This window comes from Psychromonas sp. SR45-3, assembly GCF_014163575.1.
Classification (GTDB): domain Bacteria; phylum Pseudomonadota; class Gammaproteobacteria; order Enterobacterales; family Psychromonadaceae; genus Psychromonas; species Psychromonas arctica.
Genome location: NZ_JACJDP010000001.1, coordinates 116,584 through 137,233, shown reverse-complemented (window position 1 = coordinate 137,233; position 20,650 = coordinate 116,584). Strand labels below are relative to the sequence as shown.

The window sequence follows — 20,650 nt, the reverse complement described above, 5'->3', positions numbered from 1 at the left end:
AAGGGTTGAGGCAACCCTTGCGATTAAGTTGAGATTATTGCTTATAACAGACCGTTTTCAGCTAAGAAGGTGGTCACCGATGTATATACCTTAGAGGCATTTTCAGAGCGAGCAGCAAATGCTTTCCATTGACCTTGAGCGATGCTACGGAATTTTTTACGTTCTTCAGCAGACCAGTCGTGAATAGTGATATTAGGATTTGCTTGTGCTTCTTTAATCGCTGCTTGGTCGGCAATTTTTAACTGCGTCGTCATATCGTAAGAAAAATCGCGCACAGATACCGTTAAGATCTCTTGAAGATCCATTGGTAATTTATCCCATTTTTTCTGGCTTACTGAAATATCGATCAGAGGTAATGAGTGAAAACCAGGTTGAACAGGGTGTGTTGCCACATCATTTAAACCATTTTTTTGGTTAGTTGAGAATACCGTGTAATCGGCAGCATCAATAACGCCTTTGCTTAGCCCTGTAAATACTTCTGAACCAGGTAAGTTAACTGGAGACGCGCCAGCTGCAGCAAATACTTGTTGTACTAAGCCTTCTGGAGCACGTAGTTTAAGTCCTTTTAAGTCAGCAACACCATTCAGCGGTACTTTAGAAACAAACGACTCAACACCGGTAGTTGATGCGCCAACAAACTTCACACCATAAGGAGCGTATAACTCAGTCATTAACTGATTACCGCCACCGTAGTTCATATATTGTAAAAGCTGCGTTGTATCAGACCATGCACCGACCATATTACCAATTAAACCAAAGGCAGGGTCTTGACCTGAGAAATAACCAGTTGCAGTAATTTGGCCATCTAAAATGCCCATTTTAATCGCACCTAGTGTTTCAGTATGCTTTACCACACTTGCAACAGGTAATAATTTGATATCAATACGCCCATTAGACATCTTCTCTACACGATCAGCCCATTCTTGTTGTACCTGGAAATTTTTGTCACCAGAAGGATCAGACGATTGAATTTTAAACACAAAATCAGCCGCCATTGCAGAAGTCGATAACAGGCCTGCAATAACACCCGAGAGTAATGATTTGTGAAGCTTTTTCATGTTGAGATTCCTTTTTCCAATAAGTGTAAATTTCAAATTAATCATGTCCAGTTACAAATAGGTTACCGGTAACTTGAAGCGCATGTTACCGGTAACTGCCGGATTTTTTCGTGTTTTTGATCACAAATTCATAAGCAGATATTAACCTTATTCTTGATAAAGATCATTTTTTAGCGCTTATTCTGGTCTTTTTCTTGTCATTCTTTATGACCTCTTTTAACTTTTATCTTATTGAAATTAAATAAGTTAATTATCAATTCAGTTTGTTAGATAAGCACGCTTGCATGGTGTGATCATTGCAAAGAGAGGCTAGTGAGTGTTTTTTTATTGTTGAGGGGCAGTTCACATTCTTAGACGTTACGCGTAACATGTTACCCGTAACGTGATATTGTTTTTAGCAATATTAGTGACATAACTTGATCAACATAAGCAAGATGGATAAGGGAGCGGGATGAATAAACTACCTAGTGGTGCGGTATTAATAATAATGGGAGTCGCAAGCAGTGGTAAATCATCAATTGGCCAATCGCTGGCAAAAGCGTTAGATGTTAAATTCATTGATGGTGATGACCTACATCCTAAAGCCAACATCTTAAAAATGGCTTCTGGTCAGGAATTAAATGATCAAGACCGTGTTCCTTGGCTAGAAAGAATTCGAGATGCGGCTTTTAGCATTGAGAAAAAAAATGAAAATGCAGTGATCGTATGCTCTGCGTTAAAACAAAAATATCGCCAATTAATTTGTGAAGATAACAATCAAGTGACTTTCTTGTTGTTACATGGCAGTTTTGAACTAGTGCTACAACGCATGCAGAATCGCCAAGGACACTTTATGCCGGTGGCTTTATTAAAAAGCCAGTTTGAGGCATTAGAGTTACCCTCTGAAGATGAAAAGAACGTTATTAAAATCGATATTGATGGCAGTGCCGAAACCGTGCTACAACGTTGTATTGATGCCACGCAGACGTTAATAAACTAGTTAACCTCAATTCAAGATAATGAAAGCGTCTGTATATTTAAAGTCATATTATTGATTATACAGTGCTGCTCGTTTTTTAAAGTGTTGCTTATCCAGAACTGAGGTTAGTTATAAAATAGTTAAAGCAAACCATAACAGTAGCGGCATGCTTAATACCGATAATAGGTTGCCATACAACACCATAGAAGCAACGGTCGCACCATTCAACTGGTATCGCTCTGCAAGTAAATAATTCATAACTGCTGGTGGCAACATCGTAAATAACACCATCATTTGTAGTTGTAATTGGGTTAAAGGTATCCATAAATAGATCACTGCAAAGGTGATCGCGCCGCTTACTAAAGAAGTCAGCGTACTTATTAAACCAATTTTAACTCCCGAACGATTAACATAAATGAGTTGGCTACCTAATGAAAAAAGCATTAAAGGGATCGCACTCTCACCGAGTAAATTAGCAGCCTCCCATACCGGTTCCCAAATAGATACATCGAATAGATTCAATGCTAGAGCAGTCACAGTGGCGTACATAATCGGCATGCTTAACAATTGTTTGAAACCTTGTTTATTAATGCCGCTAATAATCACAATGCCCAGCGTTAATTGCAAACAGGTTGAGACTATCATTAATAACACTGCATCACTTTTCGCAATTTCACCAAAGGTATAAACAAAAAGCGGGATCGCTAAATTACCGCTATTACGAAACATGTGTGGAGGCACCCAAACTTTCACGTTCCAATGATAGAAACGGCATAACATAGCAATCAAAAGGCCGGGTAATATCACCGCAATCACACTCGCGGCAATCAAATTAACCTGCTTGCTACCCAGGGGCATATTCACCAAAGAAGCAAACACCAGTGCCGGTACAAAATAATCGAGATTTAACTTATTAATCGGCCCCATGTCGATCGAAGTACGGCGTGCGCAAATATAACCGGCCAATACGACCACAAACATTGGGAATAAAATTTCTATAATGCGTAATAACATAATAATAATTCAACCGTAGCGGAAAGCGGAAGTTGACCGTCATATTGATAGGTAAAATAGCTGCTCTGTTATAACGAGAGAGCAGCTATCAATGTATATATTAGCTTTTAATCGTTTAGGAAAACCATCGCTCAACCTAAAGCCTAAAAGCTAGAACCTAGAGATTGTTGTAATGTAATCACCGTAATACCTTATTTTACGATTCCAGTTGAGATTAAATACTCTCACCATGGCGGATCTCAACCCCTAAATCAATCACTGCATCGGTGATCGCTTCACCTGCTAAACGTGCAATTAACTGTTGCGCGGTGACCTGACCTATCTTTTCACGCGGCGTTACCACAGTTGCTAACTTTGGCACCATAGACTGGCCTATATCGTGGCCATGGAAACCAGCAACTGCAATCTGTTCAGGAATTTTTAAGCCCATTCGTTGCGCTTCAAAAATAGCACCGATCGCCAAGTCATCATTGGTACAAAATAACCCATCTGTTTGTGGGTAGGCAGCTAGCGTACGAGTTAACAGTTCCGCACCAAGTGAAAATGAAGAAGCCGCTTCAGTCATCATACTTTTACAACTAAGGCCATGCTCTCGCATCGCTTTTTCATAACCTTGTTGTCTTAATTTCGTTCGAGTATCTAAGCGCGCCCCTAAATAAACAATATGCTGGTAACCTTTTGCAATCATCGCAGAAACCATCTGATAACTCGCTTCAAGATTATCAACTCCCACTGCTTGTTCAATTGCCGGTGACGCCACATCCATCATTTCGATCACAGGAATACCCGCCGTTTTAATCATCTTTAACGTTCTCGGGGTGTGCTGGCTTTCAGAAAGAATTAAACCGTCGATATGATAAGACAATAAAAAACTAATCCGTTTTTCTTCTAGCTCTGCACTGTATCCATAATGAGCAAACATGGTTTGATAACCCGCCGCTTCTGTCACTCGCTCAATACCACGAATCACTTCAGAGAATACTTGATTGGTTAAAGAGGGCACTAAGATACCAATGGCGTGGCTTTTTGCATTAGACAGTAAATCCGGTGCACGGTTAGGAATGTAACCTAATTCTTCTACCGCGAGCGATATCTTTTTTTGCATCTCTGAGGAGACTTGTTGTGGGTCTCGCAGGTAACGACTAATAGTCATTTTGGTTACGCCGACAATGTTAGCGACATCTTGGAGGGTAGGTCTTCTTTTCTTGCTCATAATCATAGCCTATGGAATGTTACCTGTAACATAACAAGACTCGTTAATGGATGCCACAACATTAATCAACTTGGCACAGACAAATAATAAAAAGTGTTAGCCAGTAACAAAAAATATCAAGTACGCAGTCATAGGACGAATTAATTCACCCTATGACTTTTTGCTATTTCAAAGTGAGCTGACTGCTACGCCAACGTAGTAGGTCGAGGATACAAAACAGGGTTAGACTGACATCTGTTAAAGGTAAGGTATAACCTAGGATGAGGGTTATTTGAGTGTTTGTGTTGAGTTTTAACCAAGCTACGGTAAGGGTCTTTTGTTTTTTTGGGCTGGTGGTTTTTATGTTGCGACGACCTAGTTGTAACTATAAAAATATTCCTAATCTAGCGGTAACCCACATCCATGAAGCAGTCAATTCAATGTAATAATGGTCTAATGTGGGATCGATAAATAATAAAATGGAATTTATGGTGTTGATAATGCAGATCGAAGGAGCTGCATTATCAATTAATTGAAAGTTAGAGGTTGTCACTAAGGTACAAGGGGCTTCGACACTGTTTTAGGAGCAGCTGTAGGAGTTACCTTAGGTGCCGCTTTGTTGACTTTTTTTGGTATTGTCTTGTGTGTTAGCGCTGGCAATAAATGCAATTTATGATGAATTGCATGGTGGATAAAGGATAGTTTAGTACGCACAGCTTGCGTTAATACAAAAGGGTAGGCATCTGCTAATCCCATGCTCCGGTTTAAGGAGTTGAGGATCACTGAAAAATCGACCCACGTATCTAGAATATTACTGATCGCTGTTTGCCCTGAAAAAAAGTACGCATCTTGTGGTAAGTTTAATTCTCCTACCTCTTCAGAATCCGCCTGTTCACCAGATGTTGAGCCGGTAATGGAAAAGTTCTGTGCTGTTTCTAGGGTATCAATGATGTGCATATAATGCGCCCAAGACTCTGCCCAGTCTTCATAGGGGTGCATAGTGGCATATTCACTAATATAATGTTCAGGCCAATTTTTTGGTGCGCCATGTTGGTAATGCTGGTCTAGTGCTTCTTGATAATCGAGCTGATCATCACCAAAGTATTGCTTACATAATTGTTGTTTTTCTGGCGTATGGACGATTAATTGGTCAAAGTAGTAGTGCCCTAATTCATGTCTAAAATGCCCTAACAATGTACGATAACGTTCACCCATCGCATCTTTTGTTTGTGAGCGAGAAACATCGTCGGCTTCGGCTAGGTTGATAGTGATATGACCACAATCATGGCCAGTAAACACAGTTTCATGGCCGGCTAATGGGCTAGTAAAGTGGTCATTAACATTACGGTCGGTAATAAAATCAAAACTTAATCCATTGTCTGGGTCTTGCGCGATCGTCTTGAGCGGTAATGAAAGCGCTTTTAAGGTATACAATGCACGACGCTTTGCTACTTCCATTTTTTGCCATAACGGAATATGTTCAGCAATACTCAAATCGGGCACTGTTTCGTTAAAACGACAAGCAAAACACAACACTTCATCTTTGCCTTCAACAGGCACAAACGTATTTAAATTTACCATACCGTTACAGGCTTCAAATTGGGCGTTGTTATCACATTTTTGATAATGGATAGTGGGTGCAATCGCTTTAAAAAATGAACCTGTTACTTGATCAAATTCATAGGGCTCTACTTGATCAAAGTTGTCATCGAGCCCTACGGTTCTGTTACAAGCGAGGCAATGACTGCTTTCAAAAAACAAAATAGGTTGATCCGCGCAGTCACATTGAAATGTTTTCATATAAATACTCTATTAACAAAAATGAAAAGCCAGCATATTTAATGCTTTAACTTGCAGAAATACTCTTGCTTAAATACGACTTAATAGATCCGACTTTTTAGTATTGTACTCGTCATCTGTTAATGCGCCCATCTCATGCAGTTGTGCTAACTTTTCTATGATATCAAGCGTCTGAGTAATAGATTTTTGGTCTTTCTGATCTATCGGTTGCTTGTTGTGGCTGTTGTTATCGTTGTTGATACCGTTTGTATTAGCTGAGTAATTGTTGTCTAGGTTGCCATTTGTTGATTGTTGTTGGCTACTGCTGTTATTCGCGCTGCTATTTAGGCCGTTATTATTGTTAAGGCTGTTATTGCTAAGATTGTTATTTGTTGGCATGTTATTCATAGCAGGCGCAGCCACGTCTGCAAAGTTAGTTTTCGCTACTACTGGTAATGGTTGACCTGTGATCAAAGGCAAACTGCTTACATTAATGGTGCCCCACTGGCTATTGAAAGTCAGAGAAGTGTTATTACCTTGTTGTTGGCTGACGCCACCAATGTTGTGGTCTAATGTGTCATAGACGGACACTTGGCCATTCAATTCCACTGCTAGACGATTTGGAAAAACCGCATAACGGATATTGTTTTGAGCGCCGCTACTAAATGGATTGCCGAGGTTACTTGGCCACCATTGATTGCTGCCTGGTGTACCTGCTGGAATGACCGGAAAAATTTGGTTGTTACTGAGTATGTTTGCTAACTCATTACATAAATTGTCGACGGTTGTTTTTAGGCCGTTATTAAACATATCGCCGACCATGGTCATACCACCGCGCATCCATTGTCCTGAGCCACCTAATTCAGGGCAGTTAAATTGTGCCATAGAGCCGCCGCCATTATTCACTGCAACTAACATGTGAGTCACTGCACCGTGACTTAAGCCATAACGTGACGCTATATCATTGACGAGATTTTCACCAACATTAGTTAGTTTTTGCATAATAATATGCCCTTTTTATAAATTGAGTGGGAGTAAATAGCCAAAGAAAAAGGCTGGGTTAGCGTCTGTTGTGTAATAGGGTGTTTAATAAACATCCTGCCTATATTACTCATACTGAATACCGCTTGATTATATCTTAAGGTCGTTTGTTTAACCGCAAGGTGGCGGTTAAAAGATGCACTATCATAGCATCATTCTTGAGCTTCTTAGCAGCTTTATCGAGCACTCTTTTTTATTTATTTTTAATATAAATTAATCTCTTTTTTAATAGATACTTAAGAGCTCTGAATGATAGAAAAAGAGATTACAGGTAGTCTTTTTTATAATCTTTACATATCTTCAAAAGTTAGACGTTTTCGAACTATTTACATTGCTTTTTTCATCTCTTTAATTGTTTCTTTTTGATGCTTTAAAGAAAAAGATATATGGATTAAGTTATCTTCATTATTTTTTCTATTTAATAGCATTGATTTTTAAATTCGATACGAATTAAATCTTTAAATGTTATTTTCCTCAAACATGTGCGATTAAACACTGTTCAATTGTATTTTTTATACGTATAAATGATATTAATTTCATTAAAGATTATTTAATATTTTGTACTTTTAAAGACATTCGCAGTTATAGCGCTTTGATAAGGTAAAGATAAAACAGAATCTTGTATGTATTGTTTTTTTTCTGTTCTAGCGCTGGTTTTTTCGCCAAAAATATTTTTAGTCTATTTGATTTTTAAGGGCTATTTTAGTGCATCACTGCACCATTTCTAAAAAGCTTCGCTATTTTAAAAGCCATTATTGAGCATATTAGCTGTTTAATTGTGCTGTTTGATGATTAATCAACCTAAAACCTTTGTTTTTTATGGTTTAAGTAAGTGGAATAAATATTGCACAAAATAAATACAATACTAAGAAAGATTTTCATGTTATCTATATAGCTGTAATTTATGAAAGGGGATTAGTCGATGACCATTACTGTTGGTATTTCACACCATACTGAATATAAATATGACCGTTCTGTTAACATGGGGCCGCATATATTTCGTTTACGACCCGCACCTCATAGCCGCACTAAGATTAAAAGTTATTCCTTAAAAATATTACCCGAAGATCACTACATTAATTGGCAACAAGATCCCTTCGGTAACTATCAAGCCCGCGTCGTATTTAACCAACCCACCACAGAGTTCAGTTTTACCGTCGATTTAGTCGCAGAAATGACGGTCATTAACCCCTTCGATTTCTTTTTAGAAGAATATGCAGAAGAATTTCCATTTGTTTATGACAGCGTTTCAAAATCGGAATTAGCACCTTATTTAAAAAAACGTAAAGCCAGCCCTAAAATGCTAGCGTTAGTTGCATCGCTGCAACCTAAAGAGCCGCTTCGCAGTGTAGATTTTTTAGTGGCGGTTAATCAGGCCATTTATGAGTTAGTAGGGTATGGCATTCGTTTAGAGCCAGGGGTGCAAACCGCCAATGAAACCCTGAGTAAAAAAACCGGGTCTTGTCGTGATTCATCTTGGTTATTAGTACAATTATTCCGTCATTTAGGGTTAGCTTCTCGTTTTGTTTCTGGTTATTTAATCCAATTAACTTCTGACCAAAAATCGCTGGATGGCCCGAGTGGTCCTGAAGAAGATTTTACTGATTTACATGCGTGGGCAGAAGTTTACATTCCGGGGGCGGGTTGGATTGGTTTAGATCCTACCTCTGGTTTATTTGCGGGAGAAGGACACATTCCATTAGCCTGTACCCCTGAACCAAGTTCTGCAGCACCAGTTACCGGTGGTATTGACGACTGTAAATCAGAGTTTAGCTTTTACAATAAAGTGACGCGTGTGCATGAAGATCCACGTGTGACTAAACCTTATTCAGAAGCACAGTGGTCTGCTATTAATCGTTTAGGTCAGCATGTTGACAAAACCTACGATGAAGAAGGTATTCATTTAACCATGGGCGGTGAGCCTACGTTCATTTCTATTGATGATATGGAACATGCACAATGGAATACGGAAGCCGACGGTAAAGAAAAACGTCAGTTAGCGCAAAACTTATTTGTAGAAATGAATAAGGTATTCACGCAAGGTGGTTTTACCCATTATGGACAAGGTAAATGGTATCCAGGTGAGCCATTACCGCGTTGGCAGTATGCGTGTTATTGGCGCAAAGATGGGGTAGCTCTATGGAAAGATGCAAGTTTATTAGCGGATCCCAATAAAGACTACAAATTAGACCATACGGATACCAAGAAATTTGCTGAAAAGCTGAGTGATGCGTTAGGTTTAGGTAAAGAAGCATTGACCACTGCCTATGAAGATATTCTTTATCATCTCTGGCAAGAAGGGTCTTTACCTACCGAAGTTGGTCCCAAACAACCTGAATTATTGCATGCCATGAGCCGCCAAGGCTTTTTGAAAAAAATGGAGTTAGGCATAGAAAAACCAGTCGGTTATGTGCTGCCATTGCAATGGAATGGCGGTAAAAATTGCTGGCAATCTTGTACTTGGGAATTTACGCGCGGGCATTGTTTCCTATTGCCGGGTGAATCTCCATTGGGTTATCGCTTACCTTTAGACAGCCTGGAGTGGACAAGTAATATTATTGACCGCGACCCCTTTGATATTCCAGAAGAATTTTCTAAACCTAAAAAGCTGAAAAAAGGTTTTATTGGTAAAGAAATGATTAAAACGGCAATGGCATTAGAGGTACGAGATGGTCGTTTATATATCTTTATGCCACCGACTAGCCATTTTGAACATTATTTAGGTTTATTGACTGCCATTGAAGGGGTAGCAAAAGCATTGTCTATGCCGGTGGTGATTGAGGGTTATAACCCACCTAAAGACAGCCGTGTTGAAAAGTATGCGGTTACGCCTGATCCGGGTGTGATTGAAGTGAATATTCACCCTTCTAAATCGTGGGATCAGTTAGTTGAAAGGATGACTACCTTATATGCGTTAGCTAAAGAGGCACGTTTAGGGACGGATAAATTTATGGCCGATGGTCGCCATACGGGAACCGGTGGTGGTAACCATGTGACCTTAGGCGGGGAAACGCCGGATCAAAGTCCGTTTTTACGTCGCCCTGATATATTAAGAAGCTTTATCACTTATTGGCAGCATCATCCTGGGTTATCTTACCTATTTTCTGGTTTATTTATTGGTCCAACAAGTCAAGCGCCTCGTGTTGATGAAGCCCGCGATGAAGTGTTATATGAATTAGAAATTGCATTTTCACATATGCCCGAAGGCGAGGTCCCGGAACCTTGGTTAGTTGACCGATTATTACGTAATTTATTGGTTGATTTAACCGGTAATACACACCGTGCTGAGTTCTGTATTGATAAGTTATATTCGCCAGACTCTGCAACAGGGCGTTTAGGGATTGTGGAATTTAGGGGCTTTGAAATGCCTCCTCACTCACAAATGAGTTTGGTGCAAATGTTATTACTACGCACCTTGTTAGCTTGGTTTTGGAAAAAACCATACCACAAACCATTGGTTCGTTGGGGTACTGAGCTACATGATAAATTCTTATTACCGCAATATGTTGAAAATGATTTGGCAGAAGTGTGTCGTGATTTACAACAATCTGGTTTTGCATTCCAATTCAGTTGGTTAAACCCATTCTTTGAATTTAGATTCCCTGTTTGTGGTACCCGTGAGTTGGATAATATTACCCTGGAATTAAGAACTGCGATTGAACCGTGGCATGTACTTGGTGAAGAAGCCAGTGCTTCGGGTACTGCAAGGTACGTGGACTCGTCATTAGAAAGGGTGCAGATAAAAGTGCAAGGTACCATGAGTGACCGTTATATAGTGACTTGTAATGGCCGCCGAGTTCCGCTTAAAGTGGTAAAAGGTAAAGCCAAAGATGAGCGTGTCGCGGGTATTCGTTACCGTGCATGGCAACCACCAACAGCTTTACACCCAACTATTGGCGTGCATGCCCCTCTGGTGTTTGATTTAATTGATACTTGGGAAGGACGCTCTGTGGGTGGCTTTGTTTATCATGTAAGTCATGCGGGTGGACGTAATCCTGAAACCTTACCTGTAAATGCATTTGAAGCGGAAGGAAGAAGAGTGGCTCGATTCTGGGAACATGGTCATACCCCTTCTTTATTACCTTCAGATCAACCAAGTTGGAGCCCATCTGCGGTGACACACAGCTTCCAAGTCGCCAATTCAGTCAGTGAGTTTGTGGTACCGGAAGAAGAGAGTGTTAACCAAGATTATCCAAATACCTTGGATTTACGTCGCCAACCTGCTTTTAAATAAAAGAGAGCGACATTAGTCACTCTACCTGTTGATTGTTTAAGGTAGAGTGATTTCATGATCACAGATCTAATGACTGCTGCTGATCATGATGTTTGATAAAACGGAGCAATGTTAAATTGTATATAAAAAACCACACCATGTCGGCCTTACCTAAATGGCTGTCTTTGTATTTAAATAAGGTCCATGTTCATGATGAGCTGGCTAATCATGGTGGGCGTTATCCTGAACATTGGGATACATTATTTAAGCGCTTAGGTAACTTAACTGCGGAAGATTTGAGTAGCCGTGCTGTTGAAATAAGCCAGTTATTACAAAATGGTAATACGCAGCCTGAAAGTAATAAGCGCTGGCATTTTGATCCACTTCCTTTTATGTTTTCTAAGTCAGAGTGGACTTTTTTAGAAGAAGGGATCAAACAAAGAACAGTACTCTTAAATGCTATTCAGCAGGATATTTATGGCGAACAGAAGTTGTTACTTGAAGGTCATATCCCTGCGCAACAATTATATCAAAATAGTAATTATTTAAGAGAGGGTTTTAGCTTACCAAGCAATGAATTGAAATTGTTTTTTACCGCTTTGGATATTTACCGAGCACCATCGGGTGAATTTAAAGTATTAGCGGATCATTGCCAATGCCCATTAGGGATGGGGTTGTTAGTTGAAAGTCGTATTATCGCTCGACGTGTGATGGCGGAAGAGTTTGCTGATTGTAATGTTCAGCAAATCAAAAACTTTTTGAAAATATTTCAAGAAGGGATCAATGAATATACTCAATATATGGATGATCCTCGTGTGGTTATTTTAACCCAAGGAACAGATGATCCTAACTATAACGAACATGCCTTTTTATCCGTTTATTTTGGTTATACCCTAGTGCAAAGCGCAGACCTAACGGTGCGTAATGGCGAGGTGTGTTTAAAATCGTTACAGGGTTTAGGCAAAATTAACGTGATAGTACGTTGGGTACCGGATCGCAGTATCGACTCTTTAGAGCAAACGGAGTATTCCTTACATGGCATTCCTGGTTTATTACAAGCGGTACGTGAAGGTGCTGTTAAAGTATTAAATCCATTTGGAAGCGGCGTTTTATCTTCTCCTGCTGTGCAATGTAATTTAACGCATTTATCGCAACATATTTTAAAACAGCCATTGATGATTGCCGAGCCTAATTACTATGATGTTGAAAAAGCTAAAACCTTAGATTGGTCGCTATTAGAGTTAGCGAGTTATAAAGATAGAAGCTTGAAGCTTGATGGCAGTGTTGATGCAGAGAAAATAAAAACGCTGATCAGAGCAAAACCTGAAGAATATTATTTTCAAGATAAACCCGTTTTTAGTACCGCACCTTTTTGGGACAATGGCAAGCTGATATCTAAACCAGTGGTTTTTAGATGTTATGCCCTAACTACTGAGAATGGAGTTGAAATATTACCTTCAGCGTTATGTTTTTCCAATGAAATTAGTAATGATCCGAGTGTTTCTGGTTGGATCAAAGATACTTGGATAAACACAGCAAGTGACACCGAGCTAGAAGCCGTTGTGTTGCCCCCGCCGATCAAGAAAAGAACTGATGTTGCATTATTAGAAGGTGTTATCTCTAGCCGTACTGCTGAGCACCTATTTTGGCTCGGACGTTATTTGGAGCGGTGCGAGAATACGGTGCGTATTTTGCGTATCTTCATTGATAGGTATACGGAGTTGGCTATTTACCCCGATGCAATACGACATAGTATTGTAGGGCGCTTCTCCAACGCGATTAAGTCGCAGCATATTGTTTATCCTTACATTGAACAGGAGCCTAAATTAGAGGGCTTCGACCCTCTTTTATCTAAACAAGTCGCGTTTCAATTATTGGCCGATGAACAATCTGCTGGAAGTATTGTTAATACGCTTAAGTACTTGTCGAATACTGCTTTGCAAACGAGAGAATTATTATCGCATGATAGTCGACGCATGATTGATGATATTAATGATCAAGTTAAACAGTTAAGAAATACTACTCGAGATATCTCAACACGTGCCATGCAAAGCATATTAGATAAAGTGATCGGTTCAATTATGGCTTTTAATGGTTCGATTACAGATTGTATGCCTAATAGTAATGGCTGGTTTTTATTGGAGATTGGCCGTCGTATTGAACGCAGTATTCAAATCACTTCTTTAAGTTCAGCACTGCTGACTGAAGAGATGGATACGCCTAAAGAATTAGGGTTGTTAGAAGCAGTATTGAGCTGCCAAGTGAGTTTAATTACGCATAAACGTCGTTATCGTATGTACCAAACTATTGGCACCGGCTTAGAGTTGTTATTGCTAGATGCCGAGTACCCTCGTTCGTTATTGTTCCAACTCGAGCAAATAAATCAGCTTTGTCAGCACTTACCGACCAAGCGTCGACCGGGTTTAATTGCCGCCCACGAGAAAGCGATTTTACTGTCTAAAACCACTTGTTATTTGACTGAAAAAGATTACCTACAGAAAGCAGAAGATGGTAAGCGTAAACAATTGATAGAGTTCAGTCATAATATCCGAATGAACTTGAATACTTTCTGTGATGTATTGTTATTACAGTACTTCACACATACTAAAACGTCCCATAAATTAAATTGGACCAACATTGAGCAAGCTCAATCGTGAAATATAAAATAAAACATTCAACTACTTATCAATATGCTGATTATGTCAGTATATGTCAGAATCAAGCTCGCTTGACGCCAAAAACGGATCGCGGGCAAATCTGTCATCATAGCCGTATTGATATCTCTCCACCGCCCAGTTATTTACAGCAATTTACTGATTATTTTAATAATAATGTGACTGTTTTTGAGGTTGCAACACAACATAAGACGCTTAAGGTCACTATGACCAGTGAGGTTGAGCTATTAACGGATGCCAAGGCCAATATAAATGGTTTTGATATGCTATGGATAAAAGTACGAGATTTGCTGGAAAGTGCTAACACCATGGAGCTATTAAGGGCCTCTGAATTTGTATTACCTTCTCAGCTCACACCGCTGGAGAAAGGGATAAAAGAATATACGCTGGTATCATTTGCACCCGATGTTAACTTAATTGAAGGTTGTAAAGACTTAATGGCACGAATTTTTCATGAGTTCTATTATGACCCAGGTTTTACAACGATAAGTACGCCCTTAAGCGTTGTTTTTGCACAAAAAAGGGGCGTTTGCCAAGATTTTGCACACTTTGCGCTCGCGTGTTTACGAAGTGTTGGGTTAGCGGGGCGATATATTAGTGGATATATTGAAACCATGCCGCCCGAAGGTGAAGAAAAATTAGAAGGTGCTGATGCGACCCATGCTTGGTTTGCCGTCTATTTGCCTAATTTTGGGTGGGTTGATTTTGACCCTACCAATAATGTAGTACCCACAGACCAACATATCACCTTAGCAGTAGGACGAGATTTTTCCGATGTAACCCCTTTAAAAGGCGTTGTATTTGGTGGCGGATCTCAATTGCTAGACGTTGCGGTAGATATGATTCGATTAGAGTAATTTTAATATTTTATATGAGTTAATAATCAAAAGGTGGAGAAGTGTATGGGAATTGATTGGAAAGCGTATCAAACAAATGGTTTTTTTGATGAATTAATTGACGCTAAAGGGAACGTGAGATTACACGGCAATCAATTAGCTCAGTTTTTTTCGAGTTTATCAAATGAAGAGTTAGTCAAAGCACGGGCAGTTGCTGATTTAGCGATTAAAGAAATGGGGATCAGCTTCACCGTCTATGATGAAGGCAATATGATCGATAGAGCTTGGCCTTTTGATATTATTCCACGCACTATTGGTAAAAAAGAATGGCAAGGTATTGAGGTAGGTTTAAAACAACGCGTTGAAGCGCTTAACTTATTTATTGATGATTTATACCATGACCAAAAAATAATAAAAGATGGGGTTTTTCCAAAAGGTCTATTGGAAAAGTCAGTTAACTTCCGCAAGCAATGTGTAGGGGTTAACCCTCCTAACAAAATATGGGCACATATTTGTGGTTCTGACTTAGTACGTGATGGCAACGGCACCATGTATGTCTTAGAAGATAACTTACGTGTCCCATCTGGTGTTTCTTATATGCTTGAAAATCGGTCGGTAATGAAGCGTGTTTTCCCTGAATTATTTGATCAAGTCTCGATCCTACCTGTTGATGATTACCCATCACAATTATTTGATATGTTAGCAGCTATGTCACCTCGTCCACAGGATAAACCTGAAGTGGTTGTTTTAACGCCAGGTGTCTTTAACTCAGCTTATTTTGAACATTGTTATCTAGCACAAGAGATGGGTTGTGAGTTAGTAGAGGGGCGTGATTTAGTCGTAGAGAAAGACGATTGCGTATATATGCGCACCATCACTGGTTTGCAGCGAGTTGATGTTATTTACCGTCGCATAGACGATCTATTTTTAGATCCCGAAGCATTTTTACCGGACTCTCAATTAGGTGTACCTGGATTAATGCGTGCTTGGGCAAAAGGTAATGTTGCATTAGTCAATGCTCCGGGTGCCGGCGTTGCCGATGATAAAGTAGTTTATGCCTATGTGCCTGAAATGATTAAATATTACCTAGGTGAAGATGCGAAATTAGCAAACGTGCCTACGTACAAGTGTTTGGATCCAAAAGAATGTGATTATGTGATTAAAAACATTGATAAATTAGTGGTTAAACCTGCCAATGAGTCAGGTGGTTATGGTTTGTTAATTGGTCCCAAGTCAACCAAGAAAGAACAACAAGAAACCATTGCTCAAATTAAAGCAGATCCTCGTAATTGGGTTGCTCAACCGACGTTAGACTTATCCACCGTGCCTACATTGGATGGAGTAGAACCCGATGGAAGACATGTGGATTTAAGGCCGTTTATTTTATCATCAGGGCATGATACTCAGGTCACTACAGGTGGATTAACACGTGTTGCTATGAACAAAGGCTCGCTGGTGGTGAATTCATCACAAGGTGGCGGTAGTAAAGATACTTGGATTGTTGACGAGGAGGCGTAATAATATGCTATCAAGAGTATGTGAAACTTTATATTGGGTGTCTCGCTATATTGAACGTGCAGAAAATGTAGCACGTTTAATTAATGTTAATAATATGCTGATCATGGATCTACCTAAAGGGGTGAGTACTGGTTGGGAGCCTTTAATTGATATTATTGGTATGCGTCAAGCCTATCAAGAAAATCATACTGACTTTTCAGAATCAAAGGCATTACGTTATTTATTAATCGGCTACGATAATAATTCATCTATTCTGAATTCTGTTATTAATGCTAGAGAGAATGCGCGTACTATTCGAGATGTAATACCAAGAGATGTGTGGGAAGAAATAAACTCTTTATATTATTATGTCAAAGATAATCAAAATGAAGGGCTGAGCAAGCGCGGACGCTTTGCTTACTTAAAAAAGATCATTGAATCAACGCATATGATCTTTGGTACTTTAGATGCCACCCTTAATCATGACCAGGGTTATACGTTTAGTCGATTTGGTTTAATGATAGAACGTGCAGACATGAGCTCACGTATTCTAGATATTCGATCTGCAACGCTGATCACTAATGAAGAAGGTAAACCCTTTGAAAATATTCAATGGATCAGTTTATTACGTTCAATGAGTGCATATCAAATGTATCGTCAGCAAATGGGAGTGCGTGTACAACGGGCTGATGTAATAGAGTTTATAATGCACAGCGAAGTCTTTCCTCGTTCGATTTTATTTTGTTTAAATGAATTAAAGAAAATGATGCAACCGATTATTCATTCTGAGGAGTTAATTAAGCTCATTGATCAGGTATGTGACAGTTTAAAAAATGAAGATGTGAGAATGCTAAAGAATGGTGATCTGCATGATTATGTGGATAAAATACAGCTTAAATTAGCTGGTGTACATAATCAGCTCGCTGAACTGTATTTCTTAAAAGCACCTGAATTAACTGAAACGGCTGAATAAGTCACTTTATTAAAACAGTGAGCGAACCTTGTGCGATCAATAAAGCACAAGGTACTTGTACCTGCTACTCACTTCTCAGGCATGAAAATAGAGACAGATGCTACCAAGTGCTTGGCTCGTTGTCTGCCCTTGAAATTTTCATTCTAAGTAAAAATTCCCTTTATTCTGCAACCATAGGATTATTTTATGCAAGCGATTCAAATTCATCACCATGGCGATCCACTTTCCTTGACTCAATGTGCTGACTTAAGCGTTGCAGATGAGGATATTTTAATTGCAGTTAAAGTGGCAGGGGTTAACCCTGTTGACACTTATATCGCTGCTGGAAGCAATGGTTATACTGCTACTTTCCCTCACACCCCAGGCAAAGATGCTGCCGGTGTTATTACTGCGTTAGGGAGTAAAGTCACTGGTTTTAAGATTGGTCAGCGTGTTTATTGTTCGGGCTCTAAAACAGGTACCAGTGCAGAGTTTGCATTAGCAACATCTGATCAAGTTTTTCCTTTAGCTGATAGCCTCAGTTTTGAACAAGGTGCATGCCTTGGCACTCCTTATGCCACCGCTTGGCGTGCTTTGTTTATTCGTGCAAATTGTCAAGCAGGAGAGACGGTCTTTATTCATGGTGCCAGTGGTGGTGTTGGTCTAGCAGCTTTACAGTTAGCTAAAGCAGCTGGTTGTAAAGCCTTTGCAAGTGCGAGCTCTGAACAAGGTAGAGCATTATTACAGCAGCAAGGCGCAGATCTGGTTGTTAATCATCATGATCCTGAACATTACCAAAGCGTAAAAGAGGCTGGCGCAGTTGATATTATTTTAGAAATGCTCGCTAATCAAAATCTAGGTGATGATTTACCTCTGCTCAATGTTAATGGCAGGGTAGTGGTCATTGGTAGTCGCGGCCAAGTGGAAATAAATCCGCGTGATTTGATGGCTAAAGATGCTTGTATAATGGGCATCGCGCTAGCAAATGCAAACCCAGAACAAGTCGCATTAATACATGAAGGCTTGTATTCCGCCGCGCAAAAAGGCGATATTAGCCCCGTCATTGCGAAACGTTTTGAGTTGGCTAAGACAACGGAGGCACATATTGCAGTAATGGGATCTGGTGCAACGGGCAATATTGTTATTAACGTTCAAGAATAATTAAGTCCTGAATTCAGCAATAAAAGTTTAATTATTTTGAAAAAGAGGCGTTATATAATTGCAATTTTTGGTCTGTTTACTAACGACCTGAGATTAGTTTTTATGGACTAAAACGTAATCTCAGGTCGTTTTTTCTTTTAATTCAACATTTATGCTTAATTTATTGCTGTCACTTAGATCATTGATTTTGTACTTTAGAACAGAGTGTGGGTTAAAGTTCATAGTATAAAGTACAGCTAATGGAGGAGATTCAGAAGCTAATCCCTAAACCCTCTCCTTAAACGCCATCAAACATACGAGTACGGGCATTATTGAGGTGGCTCTTCATTGCGTCTCTTGCTGCTATTGCATCTCCTGCTTTTATTGCGTCTACAATTGCTAGGTGTTCTTGTTGTACAAGCTCTAATCGGGAAGGGGGGTGGCGTAATGATAAATTTCTGGTGATATTAATTCCTTCTTTGACACTCTTTTCCAGTGATTTCAGAACGGTACTATAAAAATAGTTATTGGCTGCATCGATAATTGCATAATGAAAACTGAAATCTTCATCGGTAGCCAATTTACTAGACGCATTAGCTATATTTATTTTCTCATAGGCATCTAGAATGACTTCAAGCTGTAGATTAGTTCTCCTGCTTGCCGCTAACCCCGCTGCTTCAGCTTCTAAGTTAGCTCGAAATTCAAAACAGCGTTGAATATCTGCAATACTAGAAAGAGGAGAAAATTTTAACACATCACTATCAGGTTTTTTTATTACATAACTACCTGAGCCTCGACGTGAAGTAATTAACTCATCTTCTCGAAGGCGCGCTAAAGCTTCACGAAGAATTGGGCGAGAAACTTTAAAGTCTTTACATAATTGCGTCTCTGCAGGGAGTTTTGTATTGAGCTCATAAACCCCTTCTATGATAGCTGTCAGTATTTGTTCATAAACGATCGCACCCAATGACTGTTGATGGCTTTTGGGTAGGTAGTTAGTTTTGCTCATAAGTTGTTTTCCAGCGTCCAGCTATTTATTCTTTATTGACTCTAGCACAGTACTAATATTTGCCTTTAAGGTGTTGATAGTATTGTGATGCAATGCTAATTCCACTGCGCAGCAGAGCAATCTTAATGGTTAACACAAACGATAATAGTGTTAACGTTTCCATCAGTGTTTGCTATTAGCTTTATTAGAGAAAAATTATATCATTTTATTGATTAATATTTATTGATCGTAGCCAGTTGTTTAATGAACGCTATTTTCCGACCATTATCTTGGGTCATGGTTATTTAATTAACCGGTGTTATTAAAGCTTTACCAGAAAAATAGGCTTCTAAATTATCTACAACCATTTGTGACATATTCGCTCTCGTTTCTACAGTTCCGCTACCATGGTGTGGTGATAAAACAATATTATTTAAATCTTTAAAAATATCGCCATCACAAGGCTCTTTAGCAAAAACATCTAGCCCCGCACTATCAATAGTTTTGTCAGCAAGCGCTTCTATTAACGCAGCCTGATCCACTACCGATCCCCTTGCTACATTAATTAAAGTACCTTGCTTACCTAGTGCGATAAGTATTTGTTTGTTAATAAGCCCGACGGTGGCTTTACCGCCCGGGCAGCAAACAACTAAAATATCAGCCCATTTAGCGAGGTCAACTAATTGGCTTTCATATTGATAATCGCAATTATTTTGTTTACGACGACCGAAGTAAGCAATTTCTAGTTGCATTGCTTGTGCTCGAGCAGCGATCGCTTGGCCTATTCGTCCTAGGCCTACAATACCTAGTTTCTTTCCTGTCAATGAAGAGGTTAAAGGCATTGGCCCTTTTTCTGCCCATTGATTACTGCGTAGCCATTGGTCACCAAACATTAATCTACGACGGGTTGCAAGCATTAACATTATGGCGATATCAGCGACATCGTTGGTCATTAACCCTGGAGTATTACATACTTTAATGCCACGTATATTGCATAATTCAATATCGATAGCATCGTAGCCCACACCTGATGATGAGATGATTTTTAGAGCTGGTAATCGCTCAATAAGATCAGTTGTTAAGGCAATTGTACCGCTAGTGACTATTGCGATAATGGACGCTGCAACTTGTTCAGGCAATTGCTTTACAGGATTTGTCATGTTGAAAAAATGTAATGTGTAATTCTGCTCTAGTTTGGCCATTTGTTTTGCTTCAAGAGCGCGAAGTACCAATATATTTGGTTTCATTAATATATTCCTTAATAGGATACATGCTTGATTTTGAGATAAAATACAACGGATAAAAGC

14 protein-coding genes are annotated in these 20,650 nt (G+C 39.4%); 7 read left to right on the top strand and 7 right to left on the bottom strand.

Annotated features, from left to right (window positions below; translation table 11 throughout):
- Positions 1 to 41 precede the first annotated feature (41 nt).
- Positions 42 to 1,058 (bottom strand): TRAP transporter substrate-binding protein, encoded by a 1,017-nt coding sequence (locus tag H5084_RS00580; protein ID WP_182689206.1) that lies wholly within the window; start codon positions 1,056 to 1,058, stop codon positions 42 to 44.
- A gap of 451 nt (positions 1,059 to 1,509) precedes the next feature.
- Here H5084_RS00580 and H5084_RS00575 point away from each other — a divergent pair, with 451 nt between their 5' ends.
- Entirely contained in the window at positions 1,510 to 2,037 is a 528-nt protein-coding gene (locus tag H5084_RS00575) for a gluconokinase (RefSeq protein ID WP_182689205.1), read from the top strand.
- Positions 2,038 to 2,145: 108 nt separating this feature from the next.
- Here the strand turns inward: H5084_RS00575 and H5084_RS00570 are convergent, their stop codons facing one another.
- The 4 genes from H5084_RS00570 to H5084_RS19580 all read right to left on the bottom strand — a co-directional run bounded on the left by H5084_RS00570 (position 2,146) and on the right by H5084_RS19580 (position 7,003).
- Positions 2,146 to 3,030, bottom strand: coding sequence for an AEC family transporter (locus H5084_RS00570; RefSeq protein ID WP_182689204.1), 885 nt, complete (start codon positions 3,028 to 3,030; stop codon positions 2,146 to 2,148).
- 214 nt (positions 3,031 to 3,244) lie between these two features.
- On the bottom strand, positions 3,245 to 4,243 hold the full coding sequence (gntR, locus tag H5084_RS00565) for a gluconate operon transcriptional repressor GntR (RefSeq protein ID WP_028868045.1): 999 nt from the start codon (positions 4,241 to 4,243) through the stop codon (positions 3,245 to 3,247).
- Between the two features lie 531 nt (positions 4,244 to 4,774).
- Entirely contained in the window at positions 4,775 to 6,022 is a 1,248-nt protein-coding gene (locus H5084_RS00560; RefSeq protein WP_182689203.1) for a putative zinc-binding metallopeptidase, read from the bottom strand.
- Between the two features lie 69 nt (positions 6,023 to 6,091).
- Positions 6,092 to 7,003: an SHOCT domain-containing protein gene (locus tag H5084_RS19580; RefSeq protein WP_182689202.1), complete on the bottom strand. Its 912-nt coding sequence runs from the start codon at positions 7,001 to 7,003 to the stop codon at positions 6,092 to 6,094.
- A gap of 961 nt (positions 7,004 to 7,964) precedes the next feature.
- Between H5084_RS19580 and H5084_RS00550 the strand changes: the two genes are divergently transcribed.
- The 6 genes from H5084_RS00550 to H5084_RS00525 all read left to right on the top strand — a co-directional run bounded on the left by H5084_RS00550 (position 7,965) and on the right by H5084_RS00525 (position 18,376).
- Positions 7,965 to 11,276, top strand: a complete 3,312-nt coding sequence (locus H5084_RS00550; RefSeq protein WP_182689201.1) for a DUF2126 domain-containing protein — start codon at positions 7,965 to 7,967, stop codon at positions 11,274 to 11,276.
- A gap of 116 nt (positions 11,277 to 11,392) precedes the next feature.
- On the top strand, positions 11,393 to 13,912 hold the full coding sequence (locus tag H5084_RS00545) for a circularly permuted type 2 ATP-grasp protein (protein ID WP_028868042.1): 2,520 nt from the start codon (positions 11,393 to 11,395) through the stop codon (positions 13,910 to 13,912).
- Positions 13,909 to 14,787, top strand: coding sequence for a transglutaminase family protein (locus tag H5084_RS00540; protein WP_028868041.1), 879 nt, complete (start codon positions 13,909 to 13,911; stop codon positions 14,785 to 14,787). Before H5084_RS00545 ends, H5084_RS00540 begins: the two co-directional genes overlap by 4 nt.
- A 45-nt stretch (positions 14,788 to 14,832) precedes the next feature.
- Entirely contained in the window at positions 14,833 to 16,284 is a 1,452-nt protein-coding gene (locus tag H5084_RS00535; protein WP_028868040.1) for a circularly permuted type 2 ATP-grasp protein, read from the top strand.
- A gap of 4 nt (positions 16,285 to 16,288) precedes the next feature.
- On the top strand, positions 16,289 to 17,236 hold the full coding sequence (locus H5084_RS00530; RefSeq protein WP_182689200.1) for an alpha-E domain-containing protein: 948 nt from the start codon (positions 16,289 to 16,291) through the stop codon (positions 17,234 to 17,236).
- Positions 17,237 to 17,422: 186 nt separating this feature from the next.
- Positions 17,423 to 18,376, top strand: a complete 954-nt coding sequence (locus tag H5084_RS00525; protein WP_182689199.1) for an NADPH:quinone reductase — start codon at positions 17,423 to 17,425, stop codon at positions 18,374 to 18,376.
- Between the two features lie 277 nt (positions 18,377 to 18,653).
- On the opposite strand, the gene H5084_RS00520 is transcribed toward H5084_RS00525, so the two are convergent.
- Together H5084_RS00520 and H5084_RS00515 are read right to left on the bottom strand one after the other, a co-directional pair.
- A complete protein-coding gene (locus tag H5084_RS00520) occupies positions 18,654 to 19,364 on the bottom strand; it encodes a FadR/GntR family transcriptional regulator (RefSeq protein WP_028868037.1) in 711 nt (236 codons plus the stop codon).
- 284 nt (positions 19,365 to 19,648) lie between these two features.
- A complete protein-coding gene (locus H5084_RS00515; RefSeq protein WP_182689198.1) occupies positions 19,649 to 20,590 on the bottom strand; it encodes a 2-hydroxyacid dehydrogenase in 942 nt (313 codons plus the stop codon).
- Positions 20,591 to 20,650 lie beyond the last annotated feature (60 nt).

Bases quoted from the DNA above. Each gene is read 5' to 3' on its own strand.
- H5084_RS00570 (WP_182689204.1), bottom strand. From the start codon at position 3,030: ATGTTATTACGCATTATAGAAATTTTATTCCCAATGTTTGTGGTCGTA.
- H5084_RS00515 (WP_182689198.1), bottom strand. From the start codon at position 20,590: ATGAAACCAAATATATTGGTACTTCGCGCTCTTGAAGCAAAACAAATG.
- H5084_RS00575 (WP_182689205.1), top strand. From the start codon at position 1,510: ATGAATAAACTACCTAGTGGTGCGGTATTAATAATAATGGGAGTCGCA.
- H5084_RS00525 (WP_182689199.1), top strand. From the start codon at position 17,423: ATGCAAGCGATTCAAATTCATCACCATGGCGATCCACTTTCCTTGACT.
- H5084_RS00560 (WP_182689203.1), bottom strand. From the start codon at position 6,022: ATGAAAACATTTCAATGTGACTGCGCGGATCAACCTATTTTGTTTTTT.
- H5084_RS19580 (WP_182689202.1), bottom strand. From the start codon at position 7,003: ATGCAAAAACTAACTAATGTTGGTGAAAATCTCGTCAATGATATAGCG.
- H5084_RS00520 (WP_028868037.1), bottom strand. From the start codon at position 19,364: ATGAGCAAAACTAACTACCTACCCAAAAGCCATCAACAGTCATTGGGT.
- H5084_RS00580 (WP_182689206.1), bottom strand. From the start codon at position 1,058: ATGAAAAAGCTTCACAAATCATTACTCTCGGGTGTTATTGCAGGCCTG.
- gntR (WP_028868045.1), bottom strand. From the start codon at position 4,243: ATGAGCAAGAAAAGAAGACCTACCCTCCAAGATGTCGCTAACATTGTC.
- H5084_RS00535 (WP_028868040.1), top strand. From the start codon at position 14,833: ATGGGAATTGATTGGAAAGCGTATCAAACAAATGGTTTTTTTGATGAA.
- H5084_RS00550 (WP_182689201.1), top strand. From the start codon at position 7,965: ATGACCATTACTGTTGGTATTTCACACCATACTGAATATAAATATGAC.
- H5084_RS00530 (WP_182689200.1), top strand. From the start codon at position 16,289: ATGCTATCAAGAGTATGTGAAACTTTATATTGGGTGTCTCGCTATATT.